We start from the raw sequence: 15972 nt of genomic DNA on the forward strand, positions 1-15972 counted from the left end.
GTCCGGGGGGTGTGGCATGGCCAAGCGTGAGCGGGTCGTACGGATGTCGGTCGAGCTGCCGCTGTGGCGTGCGCTGACGGGCTACCGCGTGGGGACCGTGGTCTACGCGGTGCTGCTCGCCGCCTTCGGGCGGGAGAAGTTCGAGCGGCCCTGGGTGGCCGCGGCGTACCTGGGCTTCCTCGTCGTCTGGACGCTCGCCACCCTGCCCAAGGTCCGCTCGGCGGCCGGCTGCACCAAGCGCTTCCTCGGCGCGGACCTCGTCGTCGCGCTGGCCGGCATCCTGCTCACCCCCCTCGCCGACCTCGACTCCCAGACGTTCGACGGGCCGACGCTGCCCTCGATCTGGACGGCCGGTTCGGTCCTCGCCTTCGCCCTCAAGGGCGGCTGGCGGTGGGCGGCCCTCGCCTCCACGTTCGTCGCCGTCGCCAACATCATCCAGCGCGGCGACCCCAGCCGGGACACCTTCCACAACGTCCTGCTGGTCTGGGTCGCCTCCATCGCCATCGGATACGTCGTCGAGGTCGCCCGCGCCAGTGAGCGCACCCTGGCCCGCGCCCTGGAGATCGAGGCCGCCACCCGCGAACGCGAACGGCTCGCCCGCGACATCCACGACAGCGTGCTCCAGGTCCTCGCCATGGTGCAGCGCCGGGGGACCGCGATCGGGGGCGAGGCGGCCGAGCTGGGCCGGCTCGCCGGGGAGCAGGAGGTCGCCCTGCGCACCCTGGTCTCCAGCGGCCTGGTGCCCCCCGTCCGGGTCTCCGAGGACGCCGCCGAGGGGGCGGTGGTCCGCACGGTCGAGGTGGACGACGAGCCGCCCGGGGAGGAGGCGGAGTGCGACCTGCGCGCCCTCCTCGCCCCGCACGCCGGAGCCCGGACGAGCTTCGCCGAGCCGGGGGCCCCGGTCCTGCTCCCCGCCGCCCGGGCCCGGGAGCTGGCCGCCGCCGTCGGCGCCGCCCTGGACAACGTACGGGTGCACGCGGGCCCGGACGCCCAGGCGTGGATCCTGGTCGAGGACGAGCCGGACGAGGTGATCGTCACCGTCCGGGACGACGGTCCCGGCATCCCGGAGGGCAGGCTCGCCCAGGCGGAGGGCGAGGGGCGGCTCGGGGTGGCGCTCTCCATCCGGGGCCGGCTGCGCGACCTGGGCGGCACGGCAGAGCTGATCTCGGTGCCCGGGCAGGGCTGCGAGGTCGAGTTGAAGGTTCCCAGAGCACCGAAGGTTTCCCGGGGGAAGGCAGGATCGGACCGATGAGTACGCACGACGGAGCACAGGACGAGCAGGCGGACGGCGGACGGCCCATCAGGGTCATGGTCGTCGACGACCACCCGATGTGGCGCGACGCCGTCGCCCGCGATCTGGCCGAGGCGGGCTTCGACGTCGTCGCCACCGCCGGCGACGGCCCGGGCGCCGTCCGGCGGGCCGGGGCCGTGAACCCGGACGTCCTCGTCCTCGACCTGAACCTGCCCGGCCTGCCCGGCGTCCAGGTCTGCAAGAAGCTGGTCGGCGCCGCCCCGGGCCTGCGGGTCCTGGTCCTCTCCGCCAGCGGCGAGCACGCCGACGTCCTGGAGGCGGTGAAGTCCGGGGCCACCGGCTACCTGCTGAAGTCCGCCTCCACCCAGGAGCTGATCGAGGCCGTCCGCTCCACCGCCGCCGGGGATCCCGTCTTCACCCCGGGCCTGGCGGGCCTCGTCCTCGGCGAGTACCGCCGCCTCGCCTCCGACCCCGCCCCCGCGGCGCCGAACGAGCCCAAGGCCCCCCAGCTCACCGACCGGGAGACCGAGGTGCTGCGGCTGGTCGCCAAGGGGCTCTCGTACAAGCAGATCGCCGAGCGCCTGGTCATCTCCCACCGCACCGTCCAGAACCACGTGCAGAACACCCTCGGCAAGCTCCAGCTGCACAACCGGGTGGAGCTGGTGCGTTACGCCATCGAGAGCGGTCTCGACGACGTCTGACCGGCGGGTTCCGGGGCGGGGCCGTATATTCGCGCGTGTACGGCCCTGCCCCGCCCACAGTTCCGGATCGGGAGACCCCGTGGAAATCCTGGCCTTCGGTGTGCAGTCCGACGAGAAGCCCCTGATCGAGAAAGCCTTCGCGGGGCTCCACGAGGTCCGCTGCCTGGACGTCTTCCTCAACCGGGACACCGCCCCCATCGCGGCCGGCTACGAGACCATCTCCACCAGCGTCAACGCCGACCTGAGCGCCCCGGTGCTCCGGACGCTCGCCGCGGGCGGCACGCAGATGATCGCCCAGCGCTCCACCGGCTTCAACAACATCGACCTGGACGTCGCCGAGCGGCTGTCCCTGCGCGTCGCCCGCGTCTCGTCCTACTCGCCGCACTCGGTCGCCGAGTTCGCCTGGACCCTCGCCATGGCCGTCAACCGGCGCGTCATCCGCGCCGCGAGCCGCACCCGGGACTTCGACTTCCGGCTCGACGGGCTGCTCGGCCGGGACATGCACGGCCGGACCGTCGGGGTGCTCGGCACCGGCAAGATCGGTGAGGCGTTCACCCGGATCGCCCACGGCTACGGCATGAGGCTGCTCGGCTGGGACGTCGCCCGGAACCCGGCCTGCGTCGAGCTGGGCATGGAGTACGTGGAGAAGGAGCGGCTCTTCGCCGAGGCCGACCTGGTCAGCCTGCACGTACCGCTGCTCCCCGCCACCCGGCACGTCATCGACGAGGCCGCCCTGCAGGCGATGAAGGACGACGCGATCCTCGTCAACACCAGCCGCGGCGGCCTCGTCGACACCACCGCCCTGGTCGCCGAGCTCCGCGCGGGCCGCTTCCTCGGCGTCGGGCTCGACGTGTACGAGGCGGAGGCGGGACTGTTCTTCCTCGACAAGTCCCTGGAGGGCATCGACGACGACACCCTCGCCCGGCTGGTGACCTTCCCCAACGTCGTCGTCACCTCCCACCAGGCGTACTACACCGAGGACGCGGTGGGCCAGATCATCGACGCGACCGTAGCCAACGTCGTCGACCACCTGGCCCGCCGCCACAGCGAGAACGTCCTCGTGCCGAGGGCGTGAAGCCCGGCCCGCCGCGGGCGGCCCCGCCTTCCGCCCGGCCCGCCACGGGCGGCCCCGCCTTCCGCTCAGCCCGCCACAGGCAGCCCCGCCAGCAGCTCCGCCACGATCGCCGAACCCCGCACGGTCAGCACCGACTCCGGGTGGAACTGCACCGAGGCGAAGCCCGGCCCCCGCAGCGCGTGCAGCTCGCCGCTCCGCTCGTCGCGGCTCACCTCGATCCCGTGCGCGGCCAGCTCGGCGGCGGCCGAGGCGTCGCACCGCCCGGTGAAGCTGTTGTAGAAGCCCACCGTCTCCGGCCGCCCGAACAGCTCGATCCTGGTCTGCGCCCCCTGGTACGGCACGGCCTTGCGGACGATCTCCAGCCCCAGCTCCGCCGCGATCAGCTCATGCCCCAGGCAGACGCCCAGCAGCCCGTGCCGGTGGTCCCGCACCAGCTCGGCGGCGATCTCCCGCAGCAGCCGCATCTTCGGGTCGCCCAGATCGCCCGGGTCGCCCGGGCCGGGGCCCAGCACCACGGGCCCCTCGTGCGCCCGGACCGCCTCGCGCAGCCCCGGCTCGTCGTAGCGGCGCACCGAGACGTCCAGCCCGGACGCCCGCAGCAGATGGGCCAGCATCGCGGTGAACGTGTCCTCGCCGTCCACCACCAGAGCGTGGCCGGAAAGGTCCTGGACGCGCTCCTGCATCCGCAGCCAGAACGGGGCGAGAGAGCCGCGCCGGTCGTCCAGCGCCGCCTGCACCCGGGGGTCGGCGGCCAGCCGCGGACGGTCCGCCTCCGCGGCCGGCCGGCCCGGCCGCACCCCCAGGGCGGCGAGGACCCCGGCCGCCTTGGCGTGCGTCTCGGCGACCTCGCCCTCCGGGTCCGAGTGGCGTACGAGCGTGGCCCCGACCGGAACCCGCAGCGAGCCGTCGGGCGCGATGTCGGCGGTACGGATCAGGATCGGCGAGTCCAGCGTCTGCGCCCCGCTCGCGTCCAGGCCCAGCAGCGCCAGCGCCCCCGCGTAGTAGCCGCGGCCCCCGGACTCGTACCGCTCGATCACCCGGCACGCGTTCTGCACCGGGGAGCCGGTGACGGTCGCCGCGAACATCGTCTCGCGCAGCACGTCCCGCACGTCCAGCGAGGACTTCCCGCGCAGCTCGTACTCGGTGTGGGCGAGGTGCGCCATCTCCTTGAGCCGGGGGCCGACCACCACCCCGCCCATGTCGCCCACCGTGCACATCATCTTCAGCTCCTCGTCGACCACCATGGACAGCTCCTCGCTCTCCTTGCGGTCCCCGAGGAACGCCAGCAGGCTCGTCGCGGTGGGCCCTCCGTCCGGGTAGCGGTAGGTCCCGCTGATCGGGTTCATCACGACCGTCCCGCCGGACATCCGTACGTGCACCTCCGGGCTGGCCCCCACCAGCGTCCTGTCCCCGGTGTGGACGACGAACGTCCAGTACGCGCCCCGCTCGCCCGCCAGCAGCCGCCGGAACAGCGCCAGCGCGTCCGCCCGCCCGAACCCGGGGATCTCGCCCCGGAACGTCCGCCGGATCACGAAGTTCGCGCCCTCGCCCCGCCCGATCTCGTCACGGATCACCCGCCGCACGATGTCCGCGTACTCCGCGTCCGGCACGTCGAAGCCCCGGTCCTCCACCGCCACGTCGTGGGCGGGCAGCGCCGCCAGCAGCTCCGCGAGCTCCAGCTCGTGCGTCTCCTCGGCGGTCAGCACGCTCAGCGGGGCGCCGTCGTCGCGCACGTCGAAGCCGCGCTCGGCGATCTGCCGGAACGGCACCAGGGCGAGCGCCGGGGACGTGCCCACCGGCAGGTCGGCCAGCCGGTCCACCTCCCGCACCCCGCCGATGAGCAGCTCGACGTGATCGTGGTCACGCCCGGGGGCCCGCCGCCGCAGCAGAGCGAACGGCGGGGCGTCCTCGGCCAGCAGCCGGCGGACGAGGGCGGAGGAGGAGGGCGGTGCGGACGAGGACATGGGTGCGGTTCCTTCCGGACGGCCCGTACGGGGATCCACAGGGGACCGGCACGGGGTTCACAGGGAGAGGAACGGCTTTCCGAACGCGGAAAAGGCCGCCCCTCGGGCGGCCTTCGCGATGTGTCAGCGCGATGAATCAGCGGGCCGCCGGATGAGCGGTCCACCACCAGTTCCGGATCGAGAGCCGGGTCTGTCGCGTCGACATGCCCCGACCCTAGCGGACGATCCGGGCGGCGGAAGGGGTGTCTCACCCATTGAGCGTCCGGATGGACGCCTCCCCCGACCCCGTAATGTTGTGCGCGTGACCGTGAACGCCAATACCTCCGTCGCCGGTGGCAACACCTGGCGAGACCTTCCCGCGGCCCAGCAGCCCGAGTACCCCGACTCCGAGGCCCTGCGCGATGTACTCGCGGACCTCGCGTCGTATCCGCCGCTCGTCTTCGCGGGCGAGTGCGACCAGCTGCGCGCCCGTCTGGGAGCCGTCGCCAAGGGCGAGGCGTTCCTGCTCCAGGGCGGCGACTGCGCCGAGGCCTTCGACGCCGTGTCCGCCGAGCACATCCGGGCCAAGCTGAAGACGCTCCTCCAGATGAGCGCCGTCCTGACCTACGCCGCCTCCGTGCCGGTCGTCAAGGTCGGCCGGATCGCGGGCCAGTACTCCAAGCCGCGCTCCAAGCCCACCGAGACCCGCGACGGCGTGACCCTGCCGACCTACCGCGGCGACTCGGTGAACGGCTTCGCCTTCACCGAGGAGGCCCGGATCCCGGACCCGGCGCGGTTGAAGCAGATGTACCACGCGTCCTCCTCCACGCTGAACCTGGTGCGCGCCTTCACCACCGGCGGCTACGCGGACCTGCGCCAGGTCCACGCCTGGAACCAGGACTTCGTGAAGTCGTCCCCGGCCGGCCAGCGCTACGAGGCCCTGGCCCGCGAGATCGACAACGCGCTCAACTTCATGAAGGCGTGCGGCACCGACCCGGCCGAGTTCAAGGCGGTCGAGTTCTACGCCTCGCACGAGGCCCTGCTGCTCGACTACGAGACGGCGCTGACCCGCACGGACTCGCGTACCGGCGAGCTGTACGACACCTCCGGCCACATGGTCTGGATCGGGGAGCGCACCCGCCAGATGGACGGCGCGCACATCGAGTTCGCCTCGAAGGTCCGCAACCCGATCGGCATCAAGCTCGGCCCGACGACCACCGTCGACGAGGCGCTCGGCTACGTCGACCGCCTGGACCCCGAGCGCGAGCCCGGCCGGCTGACCTTCATCGTCCGCATGGGCGCCGACAAGGTCCGCGACAAGCTCCCCGAGCTGGTCGAGAAGGTCACCGCCTCCGGCGCGACCGTCGCCTGGGTCACCGACCCGATGCACGGCAACACCTTCGAGGCCGCCTCCGGCCACAAGACGCGCCGCTTCGACGACGTCCTGGACGAGGTCAAGGGCTTCTTCGAGGTCCACAAGGGGCTGGGCACCCACCCGGGCGGCATCCACGTGGAGCTGACCGGCGACGACGTCACCGAGTGTGTGGGCGGCGGCCACGAGATCTTCGTGGACGACCTGCACCAGCGCTACGAGACGGCCTGCGACCCCCGTCTCAACCGCAGCCAATCCCTCGACCTGGCCTTCCTCGTCGCCGAGATGTACCGCGACCAGTAGGCGGTCCCCGGCGGACGCAGCTGTGGGGCACGGATCCATGTGATCCGTGCCCCACCGTCGTACCCGGCCTTTTACGCCGGTTGAGCGGCGGGTAAGGTTAGGTTAGCCTCACCGTGGAAAACGGGGCGGCGCCCGTGACCGATCCGCAGGGAGGTGGCCCGTATGTACGTCTGTTCCTGCTTCGGTGTCACGGAAGCACAGGTCAAGAAGCACGCGGACGCCGGAGCCTGCACCCCCCGGCAGATCGCCTCCGCCTGCAAGGCCGGGACCGACTGCGGCGGATGTGTGCGCCGCATCCAGGCCCTGCTCGGCCGGGGCGACTGCGCCCGCCGCGAGCTGCTCGACCAGCGGCAGGAGCCCGCCGCCGTCGGCGCGGTCGGGGACGTGCGCCTCCCCGAGGCCGCCTGACCCCTCAGCTCTCCGGCTGCTCGATCAGCTGGGCGATGTAGAGCGGCTCGCCGAGCTTCTCGACCAGCTCCAGCTGCGTGTCGAGGTAGTCGATGTGGTGCTCCTCGTCCGCCAGGATCGACTCGAAGATGTTCGCGGAGGTGATGTCGCCCTTGGCGCGCATCACCTCGATACCCCGCTTGAGGCGGTCGATCGCCTCCACCTCGACCTGGCGGTCCGCCTGGAACATCTCGGTGACCGTCTGCCCCACCCGGACGTGGAACAGGCGCTGGTAGTTGGGCAGCCCGTCCAGGAACAGGATCCGGTCGGTGAGGACCTCGGCGTGCTTCATCTCGTCGAAGGACTCGGCCCGGGTGTACTTGGCGAGCTTGGTCCATCCGAAGTTCTCCTGCATCTTGGCGTGCAGGAAGTACTGGTTGATGGCGGTCAATTCGGCAGTCAGCTGCTCATTGAGAAACTCAAGGACCTCGGGGTCGCCCTGCATGGCAAAGGCTCCTTCCAACCGGTGATCGAACTGGCGAGTCGGCCAGATCCTCGCACCGCGCCCAGCGGCCGTCCAGTAAGTGCACGCTTAGTGCGAGTTGCCCCGATGGGGCCCGTCCTGGTCATGACCACCCCTGCCTGTCTGTCACCATGGAGGCATGGGTCAGCCGGAAAGCCGGGAGAATCGCGCAGCAGCAGAACAGTCGGAGCTTCCGCCGGGACAGCGACTGCAGCGCGGATGGCCGGTCACCCATTACGGGCCCGTTCCCAAGTTCAAGCCCGACCGGTGGGAATTCCGGGTCTTCGGGGCCACCGCCGACGGCGACAAACACTGCTGGAACCACCAGGAATTCTCCGCGCTGCCGTTCTCCTCGGTCGTCGCGGACCTCCACTGCGTGACGAAGTTCAGCATGCTCGGCGCGGAATGGGGCGGCGTCCCCGCCCGTACGGTCCTGGAGCTGGCCCCGCCCGCCCCCGAGGCCACCCATGTGATGGTCTGGGCCGAGTACGGCTTCTCCTCGAACCTGCGCATGGCCGACTTCGCCTCCGAAGACGCCCTCTTCGCCACCCATAAGGACGGCGAACTCCTCACCGCCGAACACGGCTTCCCGCTCCGCCTCGTCGTCCCGCACCTGTACGCGTGGAAGGGCCCGAAATGGGTCCGGGGCATCGAGTACATGACGGCCGACCGGCGGGGCTTCTGGGAGGAGCGGGGCTACCACAACATCGGCGACCCCTGGTCCGAGCAGCGCTACTCCTACCAGGAAGAGCCCGGGGACGGCCCCGAGCTGTAGCCGTCACCGCCGGGGTGCGCCGCGCAGCTCCTTCAGCCGGGCCACGTCCGCCGCGTTCCCCTCCTTGCCGCCGGGCGTCTCGATGACCAGCGGCACGCCCTCGGTCGCCGGGTGGGCGAACAGCTCACCGAACGGCTCCGCCCCGATGCGACCGGACCCGATGTTCTCGTGCCGGTCCTTGTGCGCCCCCACCACGTCCTTGGAGTCGTTGGCGTGGATCAGCTTGAGCCGCCCCGCGCCGACCGTCCCCACCAACAGGTCCAGCGTCTGCCGCATCCCGGACGGACCGGTCAGATCGTGGCCCGCCGCGTAGATGTGGCAGGTGTCCAGACAGATCCCCAGCTTCGGGTGGGAGTCCAGCGCCTCGAAGTACGGACCGAAGTCCCAGGTCCGTGAGCAGAGCGAGGAGCCCTGCCCGGCCGTCGACTCCAGCAGCAGGTCCGGGTCGTCGTCGCGGGTCAGCTCGTCCAGCAGCGGGAGCATGTGCTCGCGCACCTGCGCCAGCGCCTCCGCGCGCGGCCGCCCGCCGGTCGCGGAACCGGTGTGCACCACCACGCCCCGCGCGCCGATCTCCCGGGCCCGCCGCAGCGAGTGGCGCAGCGAGTCCACGGACTTCTCCACCGTCGCCTCGGTGTGGGAGCCGAAGTTGATCAGGTACGGGGCGTGCACGTACGCCGGGATCGAGGCCGCCGCGCACCCGGCGCGGAACAGCTCGTCCTGCGCCGGGTTCCCGGCGGGCGTCGCCCAGCCGCGCGGGTTGGCCACGAAGACCTGCACGGCCTCCGCCGCCAGCTCCCGGGCGTACTCCAGACCGACCTTGGCGAGACCGCCGGCCACCGGGACGTGGCCGCCCACCGGATTGCGCAGAGCGTGCATGCGGTTCTAGAACCCCTTGGTCTTGATGGTGATCGTGGACCCCTCGGGGGCCCGCTCGCCGCCGTCCACGGACTGGCTCGCGACCTTGTCGCTGAAGGAGAGGAACGGCCGGTCGACCTCCACCTCGAAGCCCGCCTCCTCCAGGGTGCTCCGCGCCTCGTCGACGTTCCGTCCGGTGACGTCCGGGACGTCCAGCAGGCGGGGGCCCTTGGAGACGGTCAGCTCGACCGTGTCGCCCTCGGCGGCCTCGGTCCCCTCGCCGGGGGACTGCTCGGCGACGTCGCCCGCCGCCTCGGAGGAGTGGACCCGGCCGGGCAGCGCCTCGGCCTTGAGCCCCTCGGCCTCCAGCTCGGCGGTGGCGTCCTTCACGGAGAGCCCGGTGACGTCCGGCACGTCGATCGGGGCGCCCTTGCTGACGACGAGCGCCACGGCCGTGTCCGGGTGGCGGTCGGCGCCCGCGCGGGGCTCCGTACGGACCACCTCGCCGCGCGCCACGTCCTCGCTGAACTCCCTGGTCACCATGCCCGGGGCCAGGCCCACCTTCTTCAGGGAGCGCCGGGCGTCCGCGAGGGAGCTGCCCGCCACGTCGGGCACCCGCACGATCTCCGGGCCCCGGGAGATCACGAGCCGCACCGAGCCGTTGCCCCGGATCCGGTCGCCCGGCGCGGGGTCGCTGCGCACGACCGTGCCCCGCTCGACGCTGTCGCTGAAGACCCGGTCCACGCCCTTGAGGCCGAGTCCGGCCCCGGCGATCCGCCGCTCGGCCTCCTGCTGGGTCTGGCCGAGCAGCGAGGGGACCCGGGTGAACTGCCCGGAGTTGATGTACCAGACGCCGGTGCCGACGCCGAGCGTCAGCAGGACGGCGGCGAGCGCCAGGATCAGGGTGCGGTGCGGTCCGCCGAACGGCCCGCGCCGCAGCAGCGGCCGCCGGGGGGCGGGCCGCGCGGGCGGCGTCTCCAGGCGGCTGGTGCGGTGCACGGCCCCGGCGCCGTCCGCCGGGAGGGCGCGCGGGAGCACGCTGGTACGGTCCTCCGCGCCGTCGTGGGTCTCCGACAGGGCCTGCGGCGGTACGGCGTCCAGCTCGGCCTCGGACAGTCCGGCGCGGGCCTCGCGGGCCTCGGCCAGCAGCAGCACCGCGTCGTGCGGGCGCACCTCGGGGTTGCGGGCGGTCGCGCTCGCCACCAGGCTGTCCAGCGCCACCGGGAGCCCCGGCACCACGGCGGACGGGGGCGGTACGTCGGAGTTGAGGTGCCGGTAGATGACCTGGGCGGCGTTCTCGCCGGTGTGCGGCTTGGCGCCGGTCAGCATCTCGTACAGCACGACCCCGCAGGCGTAGACGTCGCTGCGGGTGTCGGCCGAACCGTGCTCGATCTGCTCGGGGGCCAGGTACGACACGGTGCCCAGCAGCGACCCGGTGGTGTCGGTGGCCGTGCCGACCGCCCTGACCAGGCCGAAGTCGGCGACCTTCACCCGGCCGTCGTCCCCTATGAGGACGTTCTCCGGCTTCATGTCGCGGTGCACGAACCCCGCCCGGTGCGCCGCCCCGAGCGCGGCGAGGACCGGCTCCAGGATGTCCAGCGCCGCCCGGGGCTGCAGCGCCCCGCGCTCGCGCAGCACGTCCCGCAGGGTGCAGCCCGCCACGTACTCCATCGCCAGATAGACGTACGCGCCCTGGGCGCCCTGGTCGAAGACCGCGACCACGTTGGGGTGCGCGAGGCGCGCCACCGACTTGGCCTCCCGGATGAACCGCTCGACGAAGGAGACGTCGGTGGCGAGCGCCGGGTGCATCACCTTGAGGGCGAGCACCCGGTCCAGGCGGGTGTCCACGGCCCGGTAGACCGTGGCCATCCCGCCGACGGCGATGCGCGCCTCAATGCGATACCGGCCGTCGAGCAGCTGCCCGACGAGAGGGTCCTGGAGGGTCGTGTCCACCCCGAGAGTCTACGAGCCGCCGCCGACACGCCGGACGGGCCGGGGCGTTCCCGGGGCCGTTCTGCAGCCGATCCGTGACAGGGCCCCGCCCCAGGTGGGGCGGGGCGCGGGGCGGGGAGGCTGACCGGACGGGGCCCGGCGCCCCGGAACGCCGGAGGCCCCGGCAGGCGGGGGGGGGCCTCAGAACGCCGGGCGTTCCGGGTCGAGCGCCGCCCGCCCGGCCGCCGGGGAGGACGCCTCGGCGAAGTGGCGGCGCGGAATCCGGCCGGCCCGGTACGCGAGCCGCCCGGCCTCCACCGCGTGACGCATCGCACCCGCCATCAGCTCGGGCTCCTGGGCCCGGGTCACCGCCGAGGCGAGCATCACGGCCGCGCACCCCAGCTCCATCGCCTGCGCCGCGTCCGAGGCCGTCCCGGCCCCCGCGTCGAGAATCACGGGCACCCCGGCCCGCTCGACGATCAGCTCGAAGTTGTGCGGGTTGCGGATGCCGAGCCCGGAGCCGATGGGGGAGCCCAGCGGCATGATCGCCGCACATCCCACGTCCTCCAGCTTCCGGGCCAGCACCGGATCGTCGTTGGTGTAGGGAAGCACCACGAACCCGTCGTCCACCAGGGCCTCCGCCGCGTCCAGCAGCTCGATCGGATCGGGCAGCAGGGTCCGCTCGTCGGCGATCACCTCCAGCTTCACCCAGTCCGTGCCGAGCGCCTCCCGGGCCAGCCGGGCGGTCAGCACCGCCTCGCCCGCCGTGAAGCAGCCGGCGGTGTTCGGCAGGACCTGGATGGAGAGCCGCTCCAGCACCGAGAGCACCGAACCCCGGACGGTCGGGTCCAGCCGGCGCATCGCGACCGTGGTCAGCTCGGTGCCCGACGCGATCAGCGAACGCTCCAGCACCTCCAGGCTCGGCGCCCCGCCGGTGCCCATGATCAGCCGGGAGCCGAAGGTCGCGGGCCCCAGCGTGAAGACGTCGTCCGACACGGTCAGCCTCCCTGGACGGCGGTCAGGACCTCGACGCGGTCGCCCTCGCCGAGCGGTGTCGCGGCCCACCGGCCGCGCGGGACGACGCTCTCGTTGACGGCGGCGGCGACCCCGGCGGGGGCCCGCGTCAGGGTGGCGACGAGGGCGCCCAGATCCGTTCCGGCGGGAACGGCCCGGACCTCCCCGTTCACGGAGACGGAGACGGCTCCCGGCACGCCAGCTTCGGGCACGCCAGCTCCCGGCACGGCGGCGGCTTCGGGGACGGCCGCGGGGCCGGTCCGGGCAGTGGCGGCTTCCGGTCCTGCGGACTGCTGGGTCATACGGACTGCTCCTGGGGTACGGGGGCGGCGGCGGCCTCGAAGCGGGCGGGGGAGAAGGGGCGGGCCGCCTCGGGCAGCTCGCCGGTGGTGAGCGCGTCGGCCATCGCGTCCCCGGTCACGGCCGTCAGCAGCACGCCGTTGCGGTGGTGGCCGGTGGCGAGCAGCAGACCGGGCAGGGCGGTCGGGCCGAGCAGCGGGGCGTTGTCCGGGGAGGCGGGCCGCAGACCGGCCCGGGTCTCGGTCAGCGGCAGCTCCGTGATCCCCGGCACCAGCTCGTGGGCGTCGCGCAGCAGCTCGTAGACCCCTCCGGCGGTGACCGTGGTGTCCCAGCCCATCTCCTCGCTGGTGGCCCCGACGACCAGCTCGCCGTTCTCCCGCGGTACCAGGTAGAGGTGGCCGCCCCGGACCACGGCGCGCACGGTGCGGCTGAGGAAGGGGGCGTACGCCGGGGGCACGGTGAGCCTCAGGACCTGGCCCTTGACCGGGCGCACCGGCGGTACGAGCTCCGGCGGGAGCCCCGCGAGCCGGCCGCTGAGGCTGCCCGCCGCGAGGACGACCTGGTCGGCCGCGAACTCGGTCCCGTCACCGAGCAGCGCCCCGCCCGCCCGGCCCCCGGCGACGGTGAGCCGCTCGGCGGTCGTCCGGCGGAAGGCGACCCCGGCCCGCTCGCACGCGGTCAGCAGCGCCGCGGCGAGGCGGCGCGGGTCCACCTGGTGGTCGCCGTCGACCCGGAGGCCGCCCCGCACGCCCGGGGCCAGCATCGGCTCCAGGCGTCGGCACTCACGGCCGCTCAGCCAGACCGACTCCAGGCCCGACCGCTCCTGGAGGGCGTGCAGTTCGCGCAGGTGCGCCCGGTCGTCGGAGTCCAGCGCCACGGCGAGCGTGCCGCAGGTCCGGAAGCCGGTGTCCCGGCCGCTCGCCGCCTCCAGCTCCTCGACGAACGCCGGATAGCGGGCGGCGGAGAGGAGGTTGAGGCCGAGCAGCATCTGCTCGCCGTAGTGCAGTTCGGTGACGGCGGCCAGCATGCCCGCCGCGACCCGGGCGGCCCCGCCGCCCGGAGCCGGATCGGCCACGGTCACGGTCAGCCCGCGCTGGGCGGCCCGCCAGGCGGTGACCAGGCCGATGACGCCGCCCCCGACGACGAGGACGTCGGATCCTTTCGGCCCGAGGGCCCCTTCCGGGGCCCCGGGGGTGTTTCCCGAGACGCGCATGGGTGTCCAGCCCCTCCCTTCGCCGGCATGATCCGGATCAGGTTCGTACGGTCGGAGGCCGGCCAGCCTCCCTCTCAGCCCGGTGCGTCCGGGCTCCCGCGAGTGTTCTACCGTGGCCACCCTAAACCCCGCCGCCCGCCGCCCAGTAGGGGAGCAGCCGCCATGGCCCGTTCGCTCGACGGACTCGTCCTCGCGCCCGTCGCCGACCAGGCCCCCGGCCAGGTCGGAACCCGCACCCGGTTCGCGTACCACGAGGAGGACGGCCGGATCTGGGCCGAGTACGCGGGCGGCGACGTCGTCCGCGGCCATCTCGTCGGCACCCGGGACGGGGACGCGCTCGACTTCCGCTACGTCCAGCTCAGGCAGGACGGAACCACCTCCTGCGGACACTGCCTCTCCACCGTCGTCGGCCTTCCCGACGGCCGGGTGCGGCTGGAGGAGCGGTGGGCGTGGGAGTCCCAGGAGGGCGACGGGACCAGCGTGGTGGAGGAGCTGCCTTCCTGACGGGCGGCGTCCCGGCTGCGGCCCGCCCGCGTCCCGGCGCCGCCGCTTCCGGCGGCCCTCCCCCTGACGCTTCGTCAGGTGGTTAGGGTGGACAGGTGAGCGAGCAGCAGACGGAGAAGAGCCCCGCCCGGAACGCCGTGATCGTCGGAGCGGGCATGGCCGGCGTGCAGAGCGCGGTCGCCCTGCGGGAGGCGGGCTTCACCGGGCCCGTCACCCTGATCGGCGCCGAGCCCCACCAGCCCTACGACCGGCCGCCGCTGTCCAAGGCCGTGCTGCTGGGCAAGGCCGAGGACTCCGCGTTCGACGTCGACTTCGAGGCGCTGGGCGTCACCCTGCGCCTCGGCCTGGACGTCACCGCCCTGCGCGCCGCCGACCACGTGCTCGACACCGTCGACGGACCCGTCCCCTACGACGCCCTGATCATCGCGACCGGCGCGGAGCCCGTCGCCCTGCCCGGAGCCGAGGGCGTGCCCGGCGTCCATCTGCTGCGCACGCTCGACGACGCCGCACGGCTGCGGCCCGTCCTGGCGCGGCAGCACGACGTGGTCGTCGTCGGGGCGGGCTGGATCGGCGCGGAGTTCGCCACCGCCGCCCGCGCCGCGGGCTGCGCGGTCACCGTCGTCGAGGCCGCCGCCCGCCCGCTCGCCGGAACCCTGCCCGCCGAGGTGACCGCCCCGATGGCCGCCTGGTACGCCGAGAGCGGCGCCGAACTCCTCACCGGGGCCCGGGTCGACCGCGTCGAGGAGGGGGCCGTGGTCCTCGCGGACGGCCGGGTGCTGCCCGCCGGGGCCGTGGTCGTCGGCATCGGCGCGCGCCCCGCCACCGGCTGGCTGGCCGGCTCCGGCGTCGCGCTCGGCCCGGACGGCTCGGTCACCGCCGACAGCGCGCTGCGCACCTCGCTGCCCGACGTCTACGCGGTCGGGGACTGCGCCTCCTTCCCCTCCGCCCGCTACGGAACCCGCCTGCTGGTCCACCACTGGGACAACGCCCTCCAGGGGCCGCGGACCGCCGCCGCCTCGATCATGGCCGCCGGGACCGGCGCGCCGCTGCCCGTCCACGACCCCGTCCCGTACTTCTGGTCCGAGCAGTTCGGGCGCTTCGTCCAGTACGCCGGCCACCACGCGGACGCCGACACCCTGCTGTGGCGCGGCGACGGCGCGGACGCGGCCTGGTCGGTGTGCTGGCTGCGCGGGGGCGCGCTGGTCGCCGTGCTGGCCGTGGGCCGCCCGCGCGATCTCGCCCAGGGGCGCAGGCTCATCGAGTCGGGGGCCGCCCTCGATCCGGAGAGGGCCGCCGACCCGGCCGTACCCCTGAAGTCCGCCGCCCTCTGAGGGAGTCCGCCCCGCCGGGCGGCCCCGGCCCGCCGCGGCCCCGCCCCCGTACGGTCGGCCCGGCTACCGGCTGTCGGTCCTGGATGGCACGCTTGTCCTCGTGACCGAGATTGACGCAAAGACCGATGCTCTCGTACCTGCCTGGCTCCACCTCCCCGACATCGCCGAGATGCTCGACATCGAGGTGACGCGCGTGCGCCAGCTGGTCAAGGAGGGCCAGCTCATCGCCGTGCGCCGTGGGGAGAACCGGACGCTCCAGGTGCCCGCCGCCTTCATCGACGGCGACAAGGTGGTCAAGGGCCTCTCCGGCACCCTGACCCTCCTGAGGGACGACGGCTTCTCCGACGAAGAGATGCTGGAGTGGCTCTTCACCCCCGACCCGACCCTGCCCGGCACCCCCGCGCAGGCGCTGAGCGAGAATCGCGGGACGGAGGTGAAGCGCCGCGCCCAGGCGCTCGCCGTCTGACCGATCCGACAGGAAGCGGTGCGCGG

At 73.6% G+C, this 15972-nt stretch carries 17 protein-coding genes and 1 riboswitch; of the genes, 9 read left to right on the forward strand and 8 right to left on the reverse strand.

Translation table 11 applies throughout. The features are described 5' to 3' along the window. Nucleotides 1-16: 16 nt before the first annotated feature. From macS to ACH4K1_RS09780, 3 genes are all read left to right on the forward strand, one after another. Nucleotides 17-1252, forward strand: coding sequence for a MacS family sensor histidine kinase (gene macS, locus ACH4K1_RS09770; protein ID WP_398088143.1), 1236 nt, complete (start codon nucleotides 17-19; stop codon nucleotides 1250-1252). Continuing rightward, a complete protein-coding gene (locus ACH4K1_RS09775; protein WP_398088145.1) occupies nucleotides 1249-1953 on the forward strand; it encodes a response regulator in 705 nt (234 codons plus the stop codon). Before macS ends, ACH4K1_RS09775 begins: the two co-directional genes overlap by 4 nt. A gap of 79 nt (nucleotides 1954-2032) precedes the next feature. Continuing rightward, nucleotides 2033-3028, forward strand: a complete 996-nt coding sequence (locus ACH4K1_RS09780) for a 2-hydroxyacid dehydrogenase (RefSeq protein WP_398088147.1) — start codon at nucleotides 2033-2035, stop codon at nucleotides 3026-3028. A 65-nt stretch (nucleotides 3029-3093) separates the two neighbouring features. On the opposite strand, the gene ACH4K1_RS09785 is transcribed toward ACH4K1_RS09780, so the two are convergent. Both ACH4K1_RS09785 and ACH4K1_RS09790 read right to left on the reverse strand, forming a co-directional pair. Continuing rightward, nucleotides 3094-4992, reverse strand: coding sequence for an anthranilate synthase family protein (locus tag ACH4K1_RS09785; protein ID WP_398088149.1), 1899 nt, complete (start codon nucleotides 4990-4992; stop codon nucleotides 3094-3096). 136 nt (nucleotides 4993-5128) lie between these two features. Continuing rightward, nucleotides 5129-5197, reverse strand: a complete 69-nt coding sequence (locus ACH4K1_RS09790; RefSeq protein WP_374229098.1) for a trp operon leader peptide — start codon at nucleotides 5195-5197, stop codon at nucleotides 5129-5131. A gap of 102 nt (nucleotides 5198-5299) precedes the next feature. On the opposite strand from ACH4K1_RS09790, the gene ACH4K1_RS09795 reads away from it, so the two are divergent. After that, nucleotides 5300-6646 carry a class II 3-deoxy-7-phosphoheptulonate synthase gene (locus ACH4K1_RS09795; RefSeq protein WP_398088411.1) on the forward strand — a complete coding sequence of 449 codons (1347 nt, stop codon included), beginning with the start codon at nucleotides 5300-5302 and terminating at the stop codon, nucleotides 6644-6646. Nucleotides 6647-6808: 162 nt separating this feature from the next. Next, nucleotides 6809-7054, forward strand: a complete 246-nt coding sequence (locus ACH4K1_RS09800) for a bacterioferritin-associated ferredoxin (protein ID WP_398088151.1) — start codon at nucleotides 6809-6811, stop codon at nucleotides 7052-7054. A 4-nt stretch (nucleotides 7055-7058) separates the two neighbouring features. Here the strand turns inward: ACH4K1_RS09800 and bfr are convergent, their stop codons facing one another. Then, nucleotides 7059-7538 carry a bacterioferritin gene (bfr, locus tag ACH4K1_RS09805; RefSeq protein ID WP_073769369.1) on the reverse strand — a complete coding sequence of 160 codons (480 nt, stop codon included), beginning with the start codon at nucleotides 7536-7538 and terminating at the stop codon, nucleotides 7059-7061. A gap of 157 nt (nucleotides 7539-7695) precedes the next feature. Between bfr and ACH4K1_RS09810 the strand changes: the two genes are divergently transcribed. After that, nucleotides 7696-8331, forward strand: coding sequence for a sulfite oxidase-like oxidoreductase (locus ACH4K1_RS09810; RefSeq protein ID WP_398088153.1), 636 nt, complete (start codon nucleotides 7696-7698; stop codon nucleotides 8329-8331). Between the two features lie 3 nt (nucleotides 8332-8334). On the opposite strand, the gene ACH4K1_RS09815 is transcribed toward ACH4K1_RS09810, so the two are convergent. The 5 genes from ACH4K1_RS09815 to thiO form a co-directional block, all read right to left on the reverse strand. Further along, nucleotides 8335-9207, reverse strand: a complete 873-nt coding sequence (locus ACH4K1_RS09815) for a deoxyribonuclease IV (protein ID WP_398088154.1) — start codon at nucleotides 9205-9207, stop codon at nucleotides 8335-8337. A 6-nt stretch (nucleotides 9208-9213) separates the two neighbouring features. Continuing rightward, the gene (pknB, locus tag ACH4K1_RS09820) at nucleotides 9214-11139 is read right to left on the reverse strand and encodes a Stk1 family PASTA domain-containing Ser/Thr kinase (protein WP_398088156.1); all 1926 of its coding nucleotides are present in this window, start codon (nucleotides 11137-11139) and stop codon (nucleotides 9214-9216) included. Nucleotides 11140-11319: 180 nt separating this feature from the next. Then, nucleotides 11320-12114 carry a thiazole synthase gene (locus ACH4K1_RS09825; protein ID WP_398088157.1) on the reverse strand — a complete coding sequence of 265 codons (795 nt, stop codon included), beginning with the start codon at nucleotides 12112-12114 and terminating at the stop codon, nucleotides 11320-11322. Nucleotides 12115-12116: 2 nt separating this feature from the next. Further along, nucleotides 12117-12329 carry a sulfur carrier protein ThiS gene (thiS, locus tag ACH4K1_RS09830; RefSeq protein ID WP_398088412.1) on the reverse strand — a complete coding sequence of 71 codons (213 nt, stop codon included), beginning with the start codon at nucleotides 12327-12329 and terminating at the stop codon, nucleotides 12117-12119. 101 nt (nucleotides 12330-12430) lie between these two features. Continuing rightward, entirely contained in the window at nucleotides 12431-13645 is a 1215-nt protein-coding gene (thiO, locus tag ACH4K1_RS09835; protein ID WP_398088159.1) for a glycine oxidase ThiO, read from the reverse strand. Then, nucleotides 13643-13755, reverse strand: a riboswitch (TPP riboswitch). It overlaps the preceding gene by 3 nt. Before the next feature lie 52 nt (nucleotides 13756-13807). Between thiO and ACH4K1_RS09840 the strand changes: the two genes are divergently transcribed. The 3 genes from ACH4K1_RS09840 (at nucleotide 13808) to ACH4K1_RS09850 (ending at nucleotide 15946) form a co-directional block, all read left to right on the forward strand. Then, nucleotides 13808-14149 (forward strand): hypothetical protein, encoded by a 342-nt coding sequence (locus ACH4K1_RS09840; RefSeq protein ID WP_398088160.1) that lies wholly within the window; start codon nucleotides 13808-13810, stop codon nucleotides 14147-14149. Between the two features lie 95 nt (nucleotides 14150-14244). Continuing rightward, nucleotides 14245-15480, forward strand: coding sequence for an NAD(P)/FAD-dependent oxidoreductase (locus ACH4K1_RS09845; RefSeq protein ID WP_398088162.1), 1236 nt, complete (start codon nucleotides 14245-14247; stop codon nucleotides 15478-15480). Between the two features lie 100 nt (nucleotides 15481-15580). Further along, nucleotides 15581-15946, forward strand: a complete 366-nt coding sequence (locus ACH4K1_RS09850) for an Rv2175c family DNA-binding protein (protein ID WP_228994114.1) — start codon at nucleotides 15581-15583, stop codon at nucleotides 15944-15946. Nucleotides 15947-15972: the final 26 nt, after the last annotated feature.

The organism is Streptomyces sp. NPDC017448 (assembly GCF_044330565.1).
Taxonomy (GTDB): Bacteria; Actinomycetota; Actinomycetes; order Streptomycetales; family Streptomycetaceae; genus Streptomyces.

Bases quoted from the DNA above. Each gene is read 5' to 3' on its own strand.
- thiO (WP_398088159.1), bottom strand. From the start codon at position 13,645: ATGCGCGTCTCGGGAAACACCCCCGGGGCCCCGGAAGGGGCCCTCGGG.
- ACH4K1_RS09810 (WP_398088153.1), top strand. From the start codon at position 7,696: ATGGGTCAGCCGGAAAGCCGGGAGAATCGCGCAGCAGCAGAACAGTCG.
- ACH4K1_RS09840 (WP_398088160.1), top strand. From the start codon at position 13,808: ATGGCCCGTTCGCTCGACGGACTCGTCCTCGCGCCCGTCGCCGACCAG.
- macS (WP_398088143.1), top strand. From the start codon at position 17: ATGGCCAAGCGTGAGCGGGTCGTACGGATGTCGGTCGAGCTGCCGCTG.
- ACH4K1_RS09815 (WP_398088154.1), bottom strand. From the start codon at position 9,207: ATGCACGCTCTGCGCAATCCGGTGGGCGGCCACGTCCCGGTGGCCGGC.
- ACH4K1_RS09775 (WP_398088145.1), top strand. From the start codon at position 1,249: ATGAGTACGCACGACGGAGCACAGGACGAGCAGGCGGACGGCGGACGG.
- ACH4K1_RS09800 (WP_398088151.1), top strand. From the start codon at position 6,809: ATGTACGTCTGTTCCTGCTTCGGTGTCACGGAAGCACAGGTCAAGAAG.
- ACH4K1_RS09785 (WP_398088149.1), bottom strand. From the start codon at position 4,992: ATGTCCTCGTCCGCACCGCCCTCCTCCTCCGCCCTCGTCCGCCGGCTG.
- bfr (WP_073769369.1), bottom strand. From the start codon at position 7,538: ATGCAGGGCGACCCCGAGGTCCTTGAGTTTCTCAATGAGCAGCTGACT.